The sequence below is a fragment of the Faecalibacterium sp. I4-3-84 genome (genome assembly GCF_023347255.1).
Taxonomy (GTDB): domain Bacteria; phylum Bacillota; class Clostridia; order Oscillospirales; family Ruminococcaceae; genus Faecalibacterium; species Faecalibacterium taiwanense.
Window position 1 is genome coordinate 1,854,200 of record NZ_CP094466.1, and the last position, 13,985, is coordinate 1,868,184.

14 protein-coding genes and 1 tRNA gene are annotated in these 13,985 nt (G+C 57.2%); 3 read left to right on the top strand and 12 right to left on the bottom strand.

Annotated features, from left to right (window positions below; all coding sequences use genetic code 11):
• Positions 1-61: 61 nt before the first annotated feature.
• The 4 genes from MTP41_RS09095 to MTP41_RS09110 all read right to left on the bottom strand — a co-directional run bounded on the left by MTP41_RS09095 (position 62) and on the right by MTP41_RS09110 (position 3,092).
• Positions 62-697, bottom strand: a complete 636-nt coding sequence (locus MTP41_RS09095; protein ID WP_118527625.1) for a phosphoribosyltransferase — start codon at positions 695-697, stop codon at positions 62-64.
• A gap of 246 nt (positions 698-943) precedes the next feature.
• Entirely contained in the window at positions 944-1,495 is a 552-nt protein-coding gene (locus tag MTP41_RS09100; RefSeq protein ID WP_249235370.1) for a twin-arginine translocation signal domain-containing protein, read from the bottom strand.
• 163 nt (positions 1,496-1,658) lie between these two features.
• Positions 1,659-2,273 (bottom strand): twin-arginine translocation signal domain-containing protein, encoded by a 615-nt coding sequence (locus MTP41_RS09105; protein WP_120120407.1) that lies wholly within the window; start codon positions 2,271-2,273, stop codon positions 1,659-1,661.
• 123 nt (positions 2,274-2,396) lie between these two features.
• The gene (locus MTP41_RS09110) at positions 2,397-3,092 is read right to left on the bottom strand and encodes a helix-turn-helix domain-containing protein (RefSeq protein WP_249235371.1); all 696 of its coding nucleotides are present in this window, start codon (positions 3,090-3,092) and stop codon (positions 2,397-2,399) included.
• Positions 3,093-3,431: 339 nt separating this feature from the next.
• On the opposite strand from MTP41_RS09110, the gene MTP41_RS09115 reads away from it, so the two are divergent.
• Both MTP41_RS09115 and MTP41_RS09120 read left to right on the top strand, forming a co-directional pair.
• Positions 3,432-4,106, top strand: a complete 675-nt coding sequence (locus MTP41_RS09115) for a histidine phosphatase family protein (RefSeq protein WP_005943629.1) — start codon at positions 3,432-3,434, stop codon at positions 4,104-4,106.
• Positions 4,107-4,195: 89 nt separating this feature from the next.
• Positions 4,196-4,801 carry a Tat pathway signal sequence gene (locus tag MTP41_RS09120; protein ID WP_249235372.1) on the top strand — a complete coding sequence of 202 codons (606 nt, stop codon included), beginning with the start codon at positions 4,196-4,198 and terminating at the stop codon, positions 4,799-4,801.
• A gap of 116 nt (positions 4,802-4,917) precedes the next feature.
• On the opposite strand, the gene MTP41_RS09125 is transcribed toward MTP41_RS09120, so the two are convergent.
• Both MTP41_RS09125 and MTP41_RS09130 read right to left on the bottom strand, forming a co-directional pair.
• Positions 4,918-6,009, bottom strand: coding sequence for a DUF3048 domain-containing protein (locus MTP41_RS09125; RefSeq protein ID WP_097776919.1), 1,092 nt, complete (start codon positions 6,007-6,009; stop codon positions 4,918-4,920).
• A gap of 12 nt (positions 6,010-6,021) precedes the next feature.
• On the bottom strand, positions 6,022-7,245 hold the full coding sequence (locus MTP41_RS09130; RefSeq protein WP_249235373.1) for a DUF3048 domain-containing protein: 1,224 nt from the start codon (positions 7,243-7,245) through the stop codon (positions 6,022-6,024).
• Between the two features lie 352 nt (positions 7,246-7,597).
• Between MTP41_RS09130 and MTP41_RS09135 the strand changes: the two genes are divergently transcribed.
• A tRNA-Lys gene (locus tag MTP41_RS09135) sits at positions 7,598-7,673 on the top strand.
• A gap of 155 nt (positions 7,674-7,828) precedes the next feature.
• Here the strand turns inward: MTP41_RS09135 and MTP41_RS09140 are convergent.
• The 6 genes from MTP41_RS09140 to MTP41_RS09165 form a co-directional block, all read right to left on the bottom strand.
• Positions 7,829-9,232 (bottom strand): site-specific integrase, encoded by a 1,404-nt coding sequence (locus tag MTP41_RS09140; RefSeq protein WP_249235374.1) that lies wholly within the window; start codon positions 9,230-9,232, stop codon positions 7,829-7,831.
• 14 nt (positions 9,233-9,246) lie between these two features.
• A complete protein-coding gene (locus tag MTP41_RS09145; RefSeq protein ID WP_112143827.1) occupies positions 9,247-9,552 on the bottom strand; it encodes a helix-turn-helix domain-containing protein in 306 nt (101 codons plus the stop codon).
• Positions 9,553-9,904: 352 nt separating this feature from the next.
• Complete coding sequence (locus MTP41_RS09150) at positions 9,905-11,251, bottom strand: DNA primase family protein (protein ID WP_005937058.1); 1,347 nt, start codon at positions 11,249-11,251, stop codon at positions 9,905-9,907.
• Positions 11,214-11,630: a CHC2 zinc finger domain-containing protein gene (locus tag MTP41_RS09155; protein ID WP_242700885.1), complete on the bottom strand. Its 417-nt coding sequence runs from the start codon at positions 11,628-11,630 to the stop codon at positions 11,214-11,216. The genes MTP41_RS09150 and MTP41_RS09155 overlap by 38 nt, the downstream gene beginning before the upstream one ends.
• Before the next feature lie 228 nt (positions 11,631-11,858).
• Positions 11,859-13,421: a relaxase/mobilization nuclease domain-containing protein gene (locus MTP41_RS09160; protein ID WP_249235375.1), complete on the bottom strand. Its 1,563-nt coding sequence runs from the start codon at positions 13,419-13,421 to the stop codon at positions 11,859-11,861.
• On the bottom strand, positions 13,384-13,830 hold the full coding sequence (locus tag MTP41_RS09165; protein WP_005937050.1) for a plasmid mobilization protein: 447 nt from the start codon (positions 13,828-13,830) through the stop codon (positions 13,384-13,386). The genes MTP41_RS09160 and MTP41_RS09165 overlap by 38 nt, the downstream gene beginning before the upstream one ends.
• Between the last annotated feature and the right edge of the window lie 155 nt (positions 13,831-13,985).

Sequence of the window (13,985 nt, forward strand, 5' to 3'; positions counted from 1 at the left end):
CAAAGAAAGCTCCCCCTTTCGGGGGAGCTGGATGCGAACAAAGTGAGCAGACTGAGAGGGGTTACAGCGCCGAATAGCCAAAGCTGTTCACCAGCGCATCGATGTGCTGGCCGGCCTTGCACAGGGGGCAGTCGCGGCTGTCAAAGCTGGCGTAGTCCGGCAGGCTGGCGGGGTCAAAGATGGAGGTGACCTCATAGCCCATGCACTCATGGGTGGTGGCAAAAATAGCGGAAAGGCCTGCCACGGTGCCGCCGTAGTAGTTCACGGCCTCCACAGCGGCCTGCACGGTGTAGCCGGTGGTGATGGAAGCCGCTAGAATGAGCACATGCTTGCCCTTGACCATGGGGGCCAGATTGTCGCGCAGGATGATCTGGCTGCCGGTGGTGTACTCCGGGGTGATCACATAAATGGTCTGGTGGGCGTTCATGTTGGCAAAGCCGTCCTTGGTCAGCTCGTTGGCAAGGCAGGTGCCGATCACCTGCGTGCCGTCCAGACAGAGCACGGTGTCCACAATGGTGCTGTGCTGGTAAGCGGCCACCAGCTCCTTTGCCACGGCCTTGGCCTCGGAAAGGCGGGACTTCTGGGTGGTGACATCGATGTAATAGTTGATATGGCTGTGGCTGGTAGCAAAGTGGCCCTTTGCTACGCGCAGGAACAGGTTACTTTTTTTGGTGGGAAGCTTTACCATATTGATCATCGAAACAGCACTCCTTTTCAGGTTTTCCGGGTTGCCCCTCAAATGCAAAAAGCACCGCATCGCTGCGATGCTCCTGCACATTTTTATAACCCTATTGTACCGGAAAAGAAACCTGTGCACAAGGCATAAATCCACTAAAAAACTTTGTACATTTTACATGATATCGCCCAAAACTTGGATACAAATGGCCCGCATACGCAAAAAGACCCGCACCTTGTGGGTGCGGGCCTTAGACATAATATAAAATCAAGCGGTAGGGATACTATCCTTGATGGCATCGGTGATATCCCAAGTGCCGTAGATATCATTGTAGGAATCATTGGGTTCACCAGTAGCGCCATGCTTGGGAGTATACAGCACAGCTACTTTGGTAGCGCCGGAGAGGTCCAGATCGAGAGTCAGAGTGGCCTCGGTGACACTGTTCTTTTTAGCTTTGGGGTTGGCGGTATTGCCCAGACTGGGTGCAGGAGTGGTATTATAATAATAGTGCTTCGTGCCCGCAGCAGTCGTAACATCGACCTGGAAATGGCTGTCAGTGATCTCCAGCAGTTCGATCTTGGTGACGATCTTGAAGTTGCAGGTCAGGGCATGGGTGGCAGAATTATAACTCGGTTTTTTGTCAGCACTGTTCAGCAGAGTAGCTTCGCAGATGCCACTGCCCGGCTTCAGGGTGTCACCGGCCTTGCCGACAGGACGGTTCGGGTTGGAGCAGCCGGTCAGGGAGCCGGAGACTGCCACGGCAGCGGCGGCCAGTGCGGTATATTTCATAAAGTCACGGCGGGAGAATGTATAGGACATGTTCGTTCCTCCTTTAAAAAGCAGATCAGTACGGCCTTACGGCACTACCTATAAGATAGGCGAAACCGGGCCGGATGTCAATGCCTTTTGGCAAAATAAAATGATGAAATTTTGAGCTGTGACGTTGTTTTGCGACGAAATTTCGTCCCGGGAAACCGTTCTCTCAGGCGCGGGTCACGTCTGCGGCGGTCATGACAAAGGTCATGGTCTTATCCGCTGCAAAGGTGGGCATGTAAGTAACGCTCAGCTGCTGCCAGCCCTTGGGGACCATCAGCATCAGCTGCAGATAGCCGGTACCCTGCGGGGGCAGATTGGTGGAATCCGAGAAGGTCTGAGAGTTGGAGTTGTACAGCGAGATGTTGGCACCGCACTCCACGCTCTGGCCGTCGCAGGAAGCAGAGAAATCGGTAGAAGCTGCTGCCAGTGCATGGAAGTTTGCATCCACGTTCTCCTGCGGGGGCACGGGATAAGCGGCGTTGATCTCGGCCAGATTCTGTGCGCCGATGTTGAAGGTCTGGTTCTTGGTGCGGTTGACCACGGTGACCAGAACAGCAATGTATTCGTAACCGGCCTGTGCAGGTACGGTATCAATGTTGAACAGGCTGGTCAGCTGAACGCCAAGGCCGTTCCAGTTGCTGACCTTATCACCGACCTTGACATCCACGATGGTGGCGCTGCCATTCTGCTGGCAGCCGCCCAGCAGGCTTGCTGCGCCCAGAGCAGCAACGGATGCGCCGGTGCACTTGAGGAAGGTACGGCGGGAAATGGAGTTGGACATAGAATAAATCCTCCTTTTGATAGGAAAAAACCGTATTCCAGAATGTTCTATTCTGTTTATACCCTTTCTGCCCGAAAGATGCAAGGGTTTTGGGGGTGAATTTACAGCTTTTTCACAGGAATATCACCCTTCGTGGGTAAGGCCCTTCACATGTGTTTCGCTGGTTTTGACCAGATTTAACAGGCTGGGCGTATAAAGCGGGAACTCGCGGGTCAGGCTTTCTGTGGTCATGGTCAGGCAGGAAGGGTCCTTTACTCCCTCGCCGCCGTTCACATCCTGTCCGTCCAGCAGGGCTTCCACGTTGGCTTCGGACATGCGCATCACGGCATCGGAGCAGCCGCGCCAGCGGATGGGATCGATGCTGAACATACTGGCGGCGTTGTGCGGCTCGGCCGAGTACAGCAGGCGGAACATTTTGGCTACGGCCATCATCAGGTAGGCGCTCACCTCGGTGGTAAGGGCCTTGCTGTGGCACTGGCCGATCTTGGCGTACAGCACGTTCAGGCTGTTGGAGATCAGCTTTTTGTTCATGGTGGGCAGCACGCTGCCGTGGTAGATGTTGTCCTTCATCTTGTCCGGGTTCGGGATGTCTTCTGCCGAGAGCATCATGCCGTTGCGCTCTGCACTGCGGCCCAGAAGATAATCGCAGGAAACATTATAATAGTCTGCCACGCGCACCACAAAGTCCAGGCCGCATTCGCGGATGCCTTTTTCGTAGTGGGACAGCAGCGCCTGCGAGACGCCAAGATCCTCGGCGGCCTGCTTCTGGGTGATGCCGCGTTCCTTGCGCAGCAGCTTGATGATACGGTTGAATTCCATGATTTTTGGCTCCTCAAAGTTCGATGTAGGGGGACATCCTTGTTTTTGGTTTACAGCAGGTTGATTATACACAACGGAAAACCTTTTGTAAAGCAAGAAAAGTGACGATATTTTTCGTTGATTTTCGTCATTTCTGTCAAAAGGCTTGCTCTGGACACCATATCTATGCTAAACTATAGGTATTAACGCATACATTTTGTGGCGTACGCGGGGCCGTAGCTGCCGCCAAAGAGCAAAAAATCTGGCAGACGACACGTTTTTCTGCCAGATTTTTTCTCCGCAGCGGGTTTTGCCGCCCGTTCCCGTGCCGCCGCACAGCGATAAAGAGAGGCACTATCCATGAAAACGTTCAAGCTTCATCTCATCCGCCACGGCATGACTGCGGGCAACCTGCAGGGCCTGTACATCGGCAGCGGCACCGACATCCCTCTGTGCGACGAGGGCCGCGCTCAGCTCAATGAACTGAAAGAGCGGTTCGAGTATCCGCAGGTGGATACCGTGTTCTCCTCTCCGCTGCTGCGCGCGGTGGAAACAGCCAACATCCTGTTCCCGGATGCAAAGCACACCTTTACCGTGCACGACCTGCGGGAGGCCGGCTTTGGCAAGTTTGAGAACAAGCCGGTCAAGGAGCTGGTGCACGACGAGGACTTTAAAAAGTGGATCACCCCCGGCTCCGGCTATGTGCCCGAAGGCGCAGAGCCTACCGACCAGTTCCACGCCCGCTGCGCCGAAAGCCTGATGAAGCTGTTTGAGTATATGATCCGCATGGATGTGACCGAAGCAGCCTGTGTGACCCATGGCGGCGTGATCATGAGCATGCTCAGCCAACGCGCCGTGCCCACCCGCCGCCCGGAGCAGTGGATGGCAGACCCCGGCTGCGGCTACACGGTGCAGACCGATGTGCAGCTGTGGATGCGGGACCGTCTGGTGGAAGCCATCGACATCGTGCCCTTTGGCTATGCCGATACCCTGCGCGGTCAGGCTGAGACCGAGGAGAACGAAGCCTTTGAGTAAGGATTCGGTTACAGTTTCGGCCCATCCCTTGACAGAAGCGGCGCAATCCTTTATTGTATAAGGAAACGATTGTTTTAGGAGGAAGTTCCATGTCCCAGTCCATTTCCCGCCGGTCATTCCTGAAATGTGCCGGTTCCGGTGCGGTCAGCCTTGCGGCAGCGCTGCTCACCGGTGTATCTGCTGCGGCGCAGCAGCCGCATCTTGCAGGCGAACCTGCCCTGCTGGACGGCAAAGCTGCCGTGGAGCTGCTGGGCTATGCCCCTGCGCAGGAAATGGGCAATGTGCTGGTGTACCTCTCGGTGGAAAACCTCTCCGCATCCACCCTGCCGGTGGGCGCAAGCTATCTGCAGAGCCGTGAGGTGTGCACGCTTGGTGAGCTGTACAGTATGGGCACCGGCGTTACCGCTGTGTGCGATGGCAAGCCGGTGCGCTGCGGCAGCTTTGCTGCGCCGCTCTACGGCGAGAACGCGGCGGATGCTTCGGTGTTCACCCTGAACCTGACGGCAGGCCGCGGCGCGCTGCTGCACTGCTTCTGCGCAGTGCCGGACAACTGGCAGACGCTGGAGCTGACCTATCACCCGGATTTCGCGGCGGGCCGCAGCGTGACCTTTACGGTCAACCGCAGCACGGACCGTGCCGTGCTGGGCGTGGTGCCCACCTCTCCTGCCGAGGTTGGCAGCGTGGTGGATCTGTAAACTCCTTCCGTCTCGCATATGCTCGACAGCTCCCGAAGAAGTCCTTGAGCGGAATAAAAGATAAAAGACCATCTGAGATGCAGTTAAAAATGCCTCAGATGGTCTTTTTTGTTTTGTCAATTCAGCACATTCTGCCCGGCGGAATCCAATACCGTCAGCTCCTGCCCGGTCACGCTGGAGACCAGCGCAATGTAGCTGCGTCCGGTGCGGATGGTCAGCGGCCTGCCGTCGGCATCATAAAAGGCAAAGGTGGAGTCTGTGCCCTGCGTCCATGTGATGTGCCACAGCTGGCTGCCGTTCAGCCAGACACCGCCGCCAAGGGACAGGTCGTAGTCCAGCGTGGTGCCGTCGTCCCGCAGGCTGGAAGCGGAGTAAAGGACCAGCAGATTGTCGAATTGCGCCTGCGCGCCGGTGTTGGCATCCAGCTGGGCGGTGCCGTCTGCACGGAGCATTCCGTAGGTGCCGCTGGCCGCATCGTAGGCAAAGCCGGTGGTGCTTTGGGGCGCAAAGTTGATCTGCACCTGTTCGGCATCCCGGGAACCGGGCTCCGGCAGGCGGGGCTCTTTGGCCTGCGGCAGCAGGGCGGGCAGAGCGGAAATGGCAGAGCTGTCCTCGGCAGTGCTGGCCGAGGAGGAAGCGCTGCTGCCGTGGTCGCCCAATGCGCCGGAAAGGTTCAGGCTGCCCAGCACGGAAGCGACCTCCGCGCCGCTGGTATGCCACAGCGGCGCGCCGCTCCAGACATCATCGCAGGAAAAGGCGTTGCGGCCCACTTCCAGCGCGTCCACGGCCCGCAGGTTATAATAATCCAGATAGTTGCGGGCAAACTGCCCTGCACCCCGCTGGATGGGCAGTACTTCCTGCCCGCTGAGCAGCCGCCAGTAAAGATCCTGCCCAAGGGTCACTGGGCCGACGGTTGGCATGGCCGATACCGAAGGATAAGCCAGGCACAGGCTGGTGGGCTGGCCGCTCTCGGTCAGGGCTTCCAGCACCACCGATGCGCTGCCAATGCCCCACTGTGTGGTGCTGGAAGCGGCGTTGTCGATCACCACGGCGGCGGTGCGTTCGCCGGGATACTGCAGCTCCTGCCCGGTCAGCGGGTCGGTGGGCGCTGCACTGTCCGGGGCAGTGGGGCCGGCCAGCGCACACCCGCACAGCAGGGCTGTGCACAGCACCGCCGTGCCAAGGGCCAGATTCCAGATGCGTTTCATGCGGTTCCCTCGTTACTGATAGCTGAAGTTGGACCACTCGTCGTCGTCCACGATGGCAAGATAGGTCTTGCCGCGGTTGAAAAGCATCTGCGCACCGGTCTTGTCGTAGACCAGCAGCGGATGCTCAGGCGAAGCCTTTTCCCAGCGGCCATGCTGTACAGCGCCGCGGCTGAAATAATAGGCATCGCCGCCGGAGATGTAGCTTACCTGCTGCACATCGCCGGAGTCGCCGGAATAGCGCTCGATGGGAGCAAAGCAGACCAGCAGGTTGTCAAAGCTCAGCTGCTTTGCGTTCAGCTCGTCCACGGTGTTTTCAAACTTGCCGGAGATGCGGCTGTACATCTGCATTTTATAGGTGCGGGACTGCGGATCATAGCGGAAGCTGGTCTTGTAGTGGTCCGAGTGGGTGATGCTGACCGTCTTGCCGGATGCTGCACCCTGCATGGCGTTCTCCTCGCCGGTGCGGTAGTCCGCAAAGCGGAAGAAGGTGGCGTCGTAATCGTACTTCAGCCCGATGCCCGCGTTGGAAGCGGCCTGCCGGATCTCCTTGCCGGAGGTGAACTCGGTGTGTTCATAGGCCACATCCCGGCCCCGGCTGTCGCGGTGAGCCGCATGCGGATGGGTGGGAGTATTAAAGTAGCTCTTGCCACCGATGTTCAGGCCGGAATAGTTGTATACGCTGATGAATTTGGTGCAGGCGGCGCTCTCACCGTCGTGGTAGTACAGCGCCTGATAGGGCATCAGCAGCTGCAGGAACTGGTCGCGGCCAGAGCGCAGCGGGCCGATCTCCGGGATGGAGTCGGCATCGTGGAACACCGCGCAGAAGCGGGTGATGCCGCCCTCCACCTTGCACTCGATCAGCAGATCGGCAGAGGAAAGACCGCGCTGCGGACGGGCGTTCTGACGGGAGGTGTTGGAGATGTTGTTCACCATCACGCCCACGATACGGCCATTGCTGCGCTTGGCCTCACCGGTCAGCGGGTCGGCATCGTAAGCGGGCAGTGCGGCAAGACTGGCAGCGGGCTGCTCGCCTGCTGCCAGCGAGGAAGCAACCATGTCCTCCGAGGATGCAGCAGAAGAAGCTGCGCCGGAAGAACTGATGCCCAGTGTCTGCTGGAGCCAGCTGGAAAAATTGCTGCCCAGAATGGCACTGCCGGAAGCACTGCAGTTGGAAAGCGCCAGCGAAGCGGCAGCGGCACCGGTCAGGCGAAGAACAGCACGGCGAGTGATCTTCATAGGAAAAACCTCCTGCAAAAAACGTATCGGCGCGGCCCGGCAGAATGCCAAAGCCGGGAAAAAGTTTGCGGGTGCAGCGCGGCGGGGCGCACACTGCCGGGCAGTAAAACGCAGCGCACTGCAGACGGATTTGATTTGATTGTAACGATTCTTGCCGGGTTTGTAAAGAGGAAGTTATCGGGATGAAGCCCCTTCCGCTGCCGACACCGGAGCATCTTCGATCTGCTGCGCGGATGAAAAGCGGAAGCCCACACCGATGCAGGAGCTTTTTGCGCCTTTTTGCCCGGGAACCCTTGCATTTTTGCGCAAGTTGTGGTAATATTATTCGGCAGTATGTTCACTGCGGAAATATGCGCTCGTAGCTCAGCCGGTAGAGCATCTGACTTTTAATCAGAGGGCCAGGGATTCGAGTTCCCTCGAGCGCACCAAGATCCCACGAAGAATCGTAAGATTCCTCGTGGGATTTTCCATTTTCTGGGGCTCTGCACACTTTTGCACACTTTTTGCACACCGGCGGGAAAGCCGTGTTTTTCCTTGCATTGTCTGCATTCTGTGCATCGTGAGCGTTTTTTCCATACTTTTTTCAGGCGAACAGCAGGCGGGCGAACTCACGCCGCTGCTCGGGGTTCATCTGTCGGACAACTTTCAGCATCCCTTCTGGGGTGATCTGGATGCTGTCCGGCAGATTTTCTTTTACCGGCACAGAGCCGGATTTGGGGGAGCCGATGTCCTGCGAATAGAAGTCTGCTTCCAGCTTCTCAGCCAGCTCCAACCGGGGCTTGTCCTGCGTGTGGGCGTAGGTGTCCATCAGGATGCCGGTGGTGGCGTGACCGGTGTTGCCCTGCACGGCTTTGATGTTGCCGCCGGATTCAATCAACTGGTAAGTGGCACTGGAGTGGCGCAGACCGTGGAACACGATCTTCTCAAACTCCGGGTGCTCTGCACGCCAAGTGCGGTACCATTTAGAAAGGGCTTCCGGGGCAACAGGCATACCGTTGGGCAGGCGGAAGAGCTGGCCACAGTTGCGATATCTGCCATCCATGGCAAGCTCGTCCTGACGGAGCTTTTCCAGCCAAGCCAGCAGTTCCTCTTTCAAGGGTCTCGTCAGATAAAGGGTGCGGCTGGATTTCTTGGTTTTCGGCTTCTTCAGCACCAGTGCGGAGCTGCTGCCCTCACGCTGGTCGGGGAAGATGTGGTAGATCTGGTTCGGGTCGGTCTTTTCCAGTGCAGCCTTTTCGGTGCGCTGTAAGCTCCTGCCGACCGTGATGGTCCCACGTCCATCCGCTGCATCGAAGTCGATGTCTCCCGGCTGCAAGCCAAGGATCTCTCCGACACGCAGCGAGAGAATCATGCTCAGATGAACAGCAAGGTGAAGCGTAGGGTCGGTCATGGTCTGCAACGCAGCAAGCATGGTCTTTTCGTCCCAGATGGCACGTTCTTCCGAGGTCGATTTCGGGGCTTCTCTCGGAATCGGTGACTTGAGGAGCAGACCCCACTCAACGGCATAGGAAAAAGCAGTCTTGAGCATAGCGTGGACTTCCCGGATGGAAGCACCCGTCAGAAACTGCCGCTTCTGCTTGTCGGTGAGCGTTTGCTTGACACCCTGCTTATACAGTCCGCGCGGTGTCCGGCTCAGCGTGGCGTAGAACTGTTCAAGGTCATACGTCTGAACCTTCTGAATCTGTTTCTTGCCAAGATAGGGCACGACAAGATTCTGGATCATGGCTACCGTGTGGGTGTAGGTTTTGGGTGCCCACTTGTGCTTGCTGGACTGGATGGGAAGCCACTTGTACAGCATTTCCGCTACCGTCATTGCATCGGGTATGAGGAACGTACCGTCCAAGAGTTCTTTCTCTACCGAGATCTTGCGGTCTTGCGCTTCCTTCTTGGTTTTGAAGCTCTCCCAGCCTTCACAGATCCGGCCAGCATGGTCTTTGTATTTGAAACGAACGGAGTAGGAATCTCCGCGCCTGAGAATAGATGCCATAGATGTTCCCTCCCTCAGACCGCTGCAAACCAATCATCGAAGCTCTGCTTGCTTACCCGGATGCTGGTACCGAGGCGGATCACCTTGAAATCTTTCGTGGTGTTGCACAGATTGTACGCAGCACGGTTGGAGATCGCCAACAGTTGGGCAATCTCCTCCACCCGGTAGACAAGCGGGGCGTGTCGGACGGTTTTGCTGGTCTGGTCAGAAGGTTCTACGGCAGGGGTTTCGGACAATTTCATTGTAGGGGATTCGGGCGCGATTTTCAAGTCCTCACGGGTCAGTTTGGTGGAATTTTTGCGGACATTCGTCATAGGCATGTCTCCTTTGCACTTCTCCAGACCCGGTGCAGCTCCGGTTGAGCTGCACCCTTGTGGGCTGGCTAATATGTAAGGGCCTGCCGCTCCTGACCCGAAGCAGCAGCCCAAAAAAGTGCGAGAACTTGAATTTACGCGCCCCACGCGCCCCAAACCACACAAAAGTACCTTCCTGTGCTGATTTTACAGGGCGCATGGCTGGGACGCACGCGCCCTCTTGGGGCGCATCCTGGTTTCTCTCCCGCCCCACATCCGCCCGGAAAGGGCAGATACGCGCCCGGAGAAAACGGCGATAACAGGTAAAAACAAATGCTTTGGGGCGCGTAGGGCGGGAGATTTTCACTTTTCGTGTGTTTTATGCCGCAGCAAAGGCGGGGTGGACGCATACGCCCCGGAAGCCGCGATACTTCCCCTCGATGTGCTTGGAAAAGGTCAGGCCATACTTCCCCGCATTTTTCAGCAGGAACTGGCTGAACTTCTTTTGCGGAACAGGCGATTCCAGATTATCCTCGCACCACTTGGTGTAGGCGCGATAGAGGTAGGTGGAGCGTTCCTCGGTGTCGGGCTTGAAGCGGACATACGCCGTTGCCTGCATGAACTGGGTCAGGTTGTCGCTGTCCGCCATGGCTGCTTCAAGGTTCTGGATGGAGCGCTCGCTGATCGTAAACTGATAGCGGTTCGCCAGCAGACGGTGTAGACCTTCCAGCATCCACAGCAGGATGCCGGGACGCTCCTCGGATAGCTCTTCGATGAGAAAGGGATTATCCACCCGGGCAGGGTCACGGTCTTTCACCGTGATGAGGATCTGTCTACGCCAGAAGCCATCGCTGTCATCGTGAGCAGCCACAAGGTTGCCATTGCCGAAGCAGATGAAACGAACGTACAGCAAGCCTTGCACAGCCTGCTTATTCTTCCGCTCGATGCACAAACGGTCCTCGGCGGTGACGATGGACTTGATGTTCCGTGTTTCGGGCAAAGCCACCATGTTCAGGTCGTCATCGACCATGACCAGCTTGTACTCCAGATTGGCGCTGGCAAAGCGGTTCGTTTCGATGCGGAGGATGGATTCGGAGTGAGAGGCTTCCCCGAACAGCTTCTTCAGCAGCAAGCCGATGCGGGATTTGCCCTCTCCGCCCTTGCCGGTCATGACCAGCATCTTCTGCGCCTTGGTAGACGGAATCAGGAGATAGCCAAGGTATTCCTGCAAGGTCAGAATGTCCTCCGGGATGAGCAGACCGTCCAAAAATTCCAGCCACTTGGTCGGTGCGGGGGCATCGGGCTGGTATTCCACGGGGAGCCGGTTCAGGCAGAGTTCCTTTTCCGGCACAAAGCCCCGCTCGTCCAGAAAGTAGGTTCCGTTCTGGAGATGGATGCGGTCAAGCTGGGGTTTCCATTCAGGGGTATAGGTTTCGATACGGAGTGCGTCCAGAACCTGCTTCTCCTTCTTGGCAAGGTTGTCGAGCACAAAGTCACGGAGGTCGCTGTGGACTTCGTAGAGCAGTGCGTCCTCGTCTACCTCGCCGTTCTGGTCGAACAGCTTCTGTTTCAGGCACATCATGGGGTGTTTCTCTAAAAGGTACTGGCAGTAAGCGGTTTCACGCACTTTGCCCTTACTGTCTACCCAAGGGCATTCGCATTCTTCCTCTTCTTCCAGTTCGTCCTCATCACGCCAATCGTCGTTCCTCTTTTTCCAGTCGCTCATGCAATCCCTCCCAATACTTCCGTAGCTCGTCTTCGGTCTTCGGGTCCGGGAGCACCGAACAGTCCAGATAATATTCAACGATGTCAAGGTTCTTTATCGCTTCAAGGAAGCAGGGGTGAAGTTCTTCTGTGGGTGACTGCGGTGCGTATCGGATCCGCCAACGCTGCAGACAGCGGTAATAGTCCAGCAACTGCTGCCGGACGGTGGGCGGTCTGCGGGGAGCAAGCCGCACCTTGCCGTCGGCAAGTGCCATGCCGAAATCGTTCTTCAACTTTTCCACGGCCTTATAGGGAGAAAGTTGAAAAAGTCTGCCGACAAAATCGATCACATCGCCATCTGCCTGACAGGCGAAACAATGGAAACGGCTGTCCACCTTCATGCTGGGGTGTTTATCCCCGTGGAAGGGGCAGCACATCATACCGTTCCGGTTTACGGCTAAGCCGTACAGCTCCGCTGCCTGCCGGGTCGAGATAGCGTTCTTTACGTCCGAAAAGACAGAGGTGCTACCCTCCGTCCCAATGGGTGGGGTACAGGCGAAAGGACGAAGCCCGGTGAGGGGCGTGGGTGAGGTTGGGTTTATTCACACATCGATCCGTCAGAGTGTTGTTCATTTGACCTCCTGCTGCGGTACGGTGTGGCTGCGCTCTTCCTTGCGGAAGAAGGCTTCCACGTTCTGTTGTGCGGTGCGGAGTTCACGCAGTTCGATCTGCGCTTTCTTGTAGCGGGTGTAGAACCCGTTTTTCTCCGAGGAAAGGGTCTGATATTCGGCATCCAGCTTTTTGAGATCCGGCAGTGTCCTGAGCCCGTTGGCCTTGAAATAGGCGCAAGCGGCCTCGTACACAGTAAACTCTGCACGGTGCTGCTCCTTGAACTTGGCGGGGTTCCGCACAGTCTGGAGCTTCTGTGCAAGAGGCTTGTACTGCCGATAGACCACAAGATGCCCGCGCAGCTCCTTGAGGGAGACCATGCGGGCATCCAAGTCTTTGACCACCGCCAGTGCATCGTCGTGCTGGGTTTTCAGTTCGACAATGCGCTGGTTCAGGGCATCTTCGCTGAGCAGCTTTTTCTCCTGCAGGAGACACAAGGTCTGCGACCAGCGTTTGAGGTTGAACTTTTTCGCCCAACGCTCATAGCCGATGCCCTTACCTGCGGCAACGTTCGCCTGAATGTCAACCAGTTTCCTGATTTTATCCGGCTTCTTCTCGCTGCTGGGCTGTATGATGGCGGCAAGCTGGATGCTCTGGGAGAGGGCGGTCAGCACCTGCTCTTTTTCCAGCTTTTTGCTCAGTTTCTTGGCGGTGATGAACTTTGTCCGGCCGGGCGGGCAGTAGCTCAACCGGCCTCGGCTCTCCTTCACGGCGATGCCGTGTTCCTGCATGAGCAATGCAGAAAATTCCTCGAAGGTGGTGGTCTTGTTCAGCACAGCGTAGATCTGCTTTCGCAGCTTGTCCAGCTCGGTCTGGTAGACGGTCTGGGTGGGCTGCTGCCCTTCGGCGGCGAGTTTGGCGTTGGCATGGTCGAGGCGGCGTTGTCCGCGCCGCTGCGCCCAATACTCGCGCTCCGAAACATGGTCGCCTTGGGCTTCCAGCAGGTTGATCTGGTTCAGGTCGGCTTGCTCGCACATCTCCATGACTGCGACACGGAGGTGCCGGAGCATGGCAGAGGTGCAGCGGTGCTTCTTGCCCGCTTCCCAGTCGCACGGCTTGTCCATGAAGGTCTGCCGTTCCACGGTGCGGACACGCAAGCTGCCGATGACGATGTGGACGTGGATGTTCCCGGCACTGTTGTGACCGTCCGGGTGGGTGCAGACGATGGCGGGATGACCGGGGAAGTTGTCCTTGCAGAACTGCAAGCCAAGGGCTTGTGCCTTCTCCATGGTCAGGCCGTTCTCTACTGCGTCCTTCGGGTCGAAGCTGATGATATAATGGTGGGTCTTCACGTCCTCCCGCCCGCCGTTCTTGCCGTACTTGCGATTGGCAATCAGGCAGGCCATAGCAAACGAAGATTCGCCGCACTCAAGAGTGTCGAGCAGGTACGAATCCCGTAGCTTGGGTCTGCCCTTCTCGTCCAGAATGGGCAGACCGGTGTACTCGTTGTGCTGAAAGGTGAGATAGCTTTCGGCGGCGGCATAGTTAGAGTTTTTCGAGGTCAAATGCTTGATGGTTGCCATACAGTTCACCAACCGTTTCTTCAGCTTTCAGCCGAAAGTTCGTGAGTGCGGACAGTTCCTCCAGAATTTGCGCCCGGAGCTGCTCGGTGTCTTTGCCGCCGGAGTTGAAGTGCCGTGCAAGCTGGTTGAGGTTGCTTCCCACCTTGCTGCACTGGGCAGACAAGGCGGCAAGCGCCGCCAGTGCATCCTCGCCGCCCTGCGCCACCACAACGGTGTGCTTGACGTTCACGCCGTACAGGACGCGGCGGACGAGTTCGGATTGGGTGAGGTGGAGTTCTTTGCAGGCGTATGCGATCCGCAGTTTTTCTTCTGCGGTCACTCGGACCTTGATGATGTGTGTCTTTCGTTTTCGCGGCGTGTCATTGCGGTTCTCTCGTGCGTGTACGTTCGGACTTTTCATTTCAGTCATATTCGACCTCCTGTGAAAATGATAAATGCCCACTCCGGGATGGAGAGGGCTATGTAAAGCGACACGCCGCTTTTGCGCTGAAACCAGCGCAACGCTGGAGCAGGGTTTGGGGAAGGCACTCCCCAACAAGTGGCAGACCATGTGACAGAACATTT

Excerpts from the sequence above, each read along its gene's own strand:
- MTP41_RS09095 (WP_118527625.1), bottom strand. The coding sequence starts at position 697 with ATGATCAATATGGTAAAGCTTCCCACCAAAAAAAGTAACCTGTTCCTG.
- MTP41_RS09100 (WP_249235370.1), bottom strand. The coding sequence starts at position 1,495 with ATGTCCTATACATTCTCCCGCCGTGACTTTATGAAATATACCGCACTG.
- MTP41_RS09105 (WP_120120407.1), bottom strand. The coding sequence starts at position 2,273 with ATGTCCAACTCCATTTCCCGCCGTACCTTCCTCAAGTGCACCGGCGCA.
- MTP41_RS09110 (WP_249235371.1), bottom strand. The coding sequence starts at position 3,092 with ATGGAATTCAACCGTATCATCAAGCTGCTGCGCAAGGAACGCGGCATC.
- MTP41_RS09115 (WP_005943629.1), top strand. The coding sequence starts at position 3,432 with ATGAAAACGTTCAAGCTTCATCTCATCCGCCACGGCATGACTGCGGGC.
- MTP41_RS09120 (WP_249235372.1), top strand. The coding sequence starts at position 4,196 with ATGTCCCAGTCCATTTCCCGCCGGTCATTCCTGAAATGTGCCGGTTCC.
- MTP41_RS09125 (WP_097776919.1), bottom strand. The coding sequence starts at position 6,009 with ATGAAACGCATCTGGAATCTGGCCCTTGGCACGGCGGTGCTGTGCACA.
- MTP41_RS09130 (WP_249235373.1), bottom strand. The coding sequence starts at position 7,245 with ATGAAGATCACTCGCCGTGCTGTTCTTCGCCTGACCGGTGCCGCTGCC.
- MTP41_RS09140 (WP_249235374.1), bottom strand. The coding sequence starts at position 9,232 with ATGGCATCTATTCTCAGGCGCGGAGATTCCTACTCCGTTCGTTTCAAA.
- MTP41_RS09145 (WP_112143827.1), bottom strand. The coding sequence starts at position 9,552 with ATGCCTATGACGAATGTCCGCAAAAATTCCACCAAACTGACCCGTGAG.
- MTP41_RS09150 (WP_005937058.1), bottom strand. The coding sequence starts at position 11,251 with ATGAGCGACTGGAAAAAGAGGAACGACGATTGGCGTGATGAGGACGAA.
- MTP41_RS09155 (WP_242700885.1), bottom strand. The coding sequence starts at position 11,630 with ATGAAGGTGGACAGCCGTTTCCATTGTTTCGCCTGTCAGGCAGATGGC.
- MTP41_RS09160 (WP_249235375.1), bottom strand. The coding sequence starts at position 13,421 with ATGGCAACCATCAAGCATTTGACCTCGAAAAACTCTAACTATGCCGCC.
- MTP41_RS09165 (WP_005937050.1), bottom strand. The coding sequence starts at position 13,830 with ATGACTGAAATGAAAAGTCCGAACGTACACGCACGAGAGAACCGCAAT.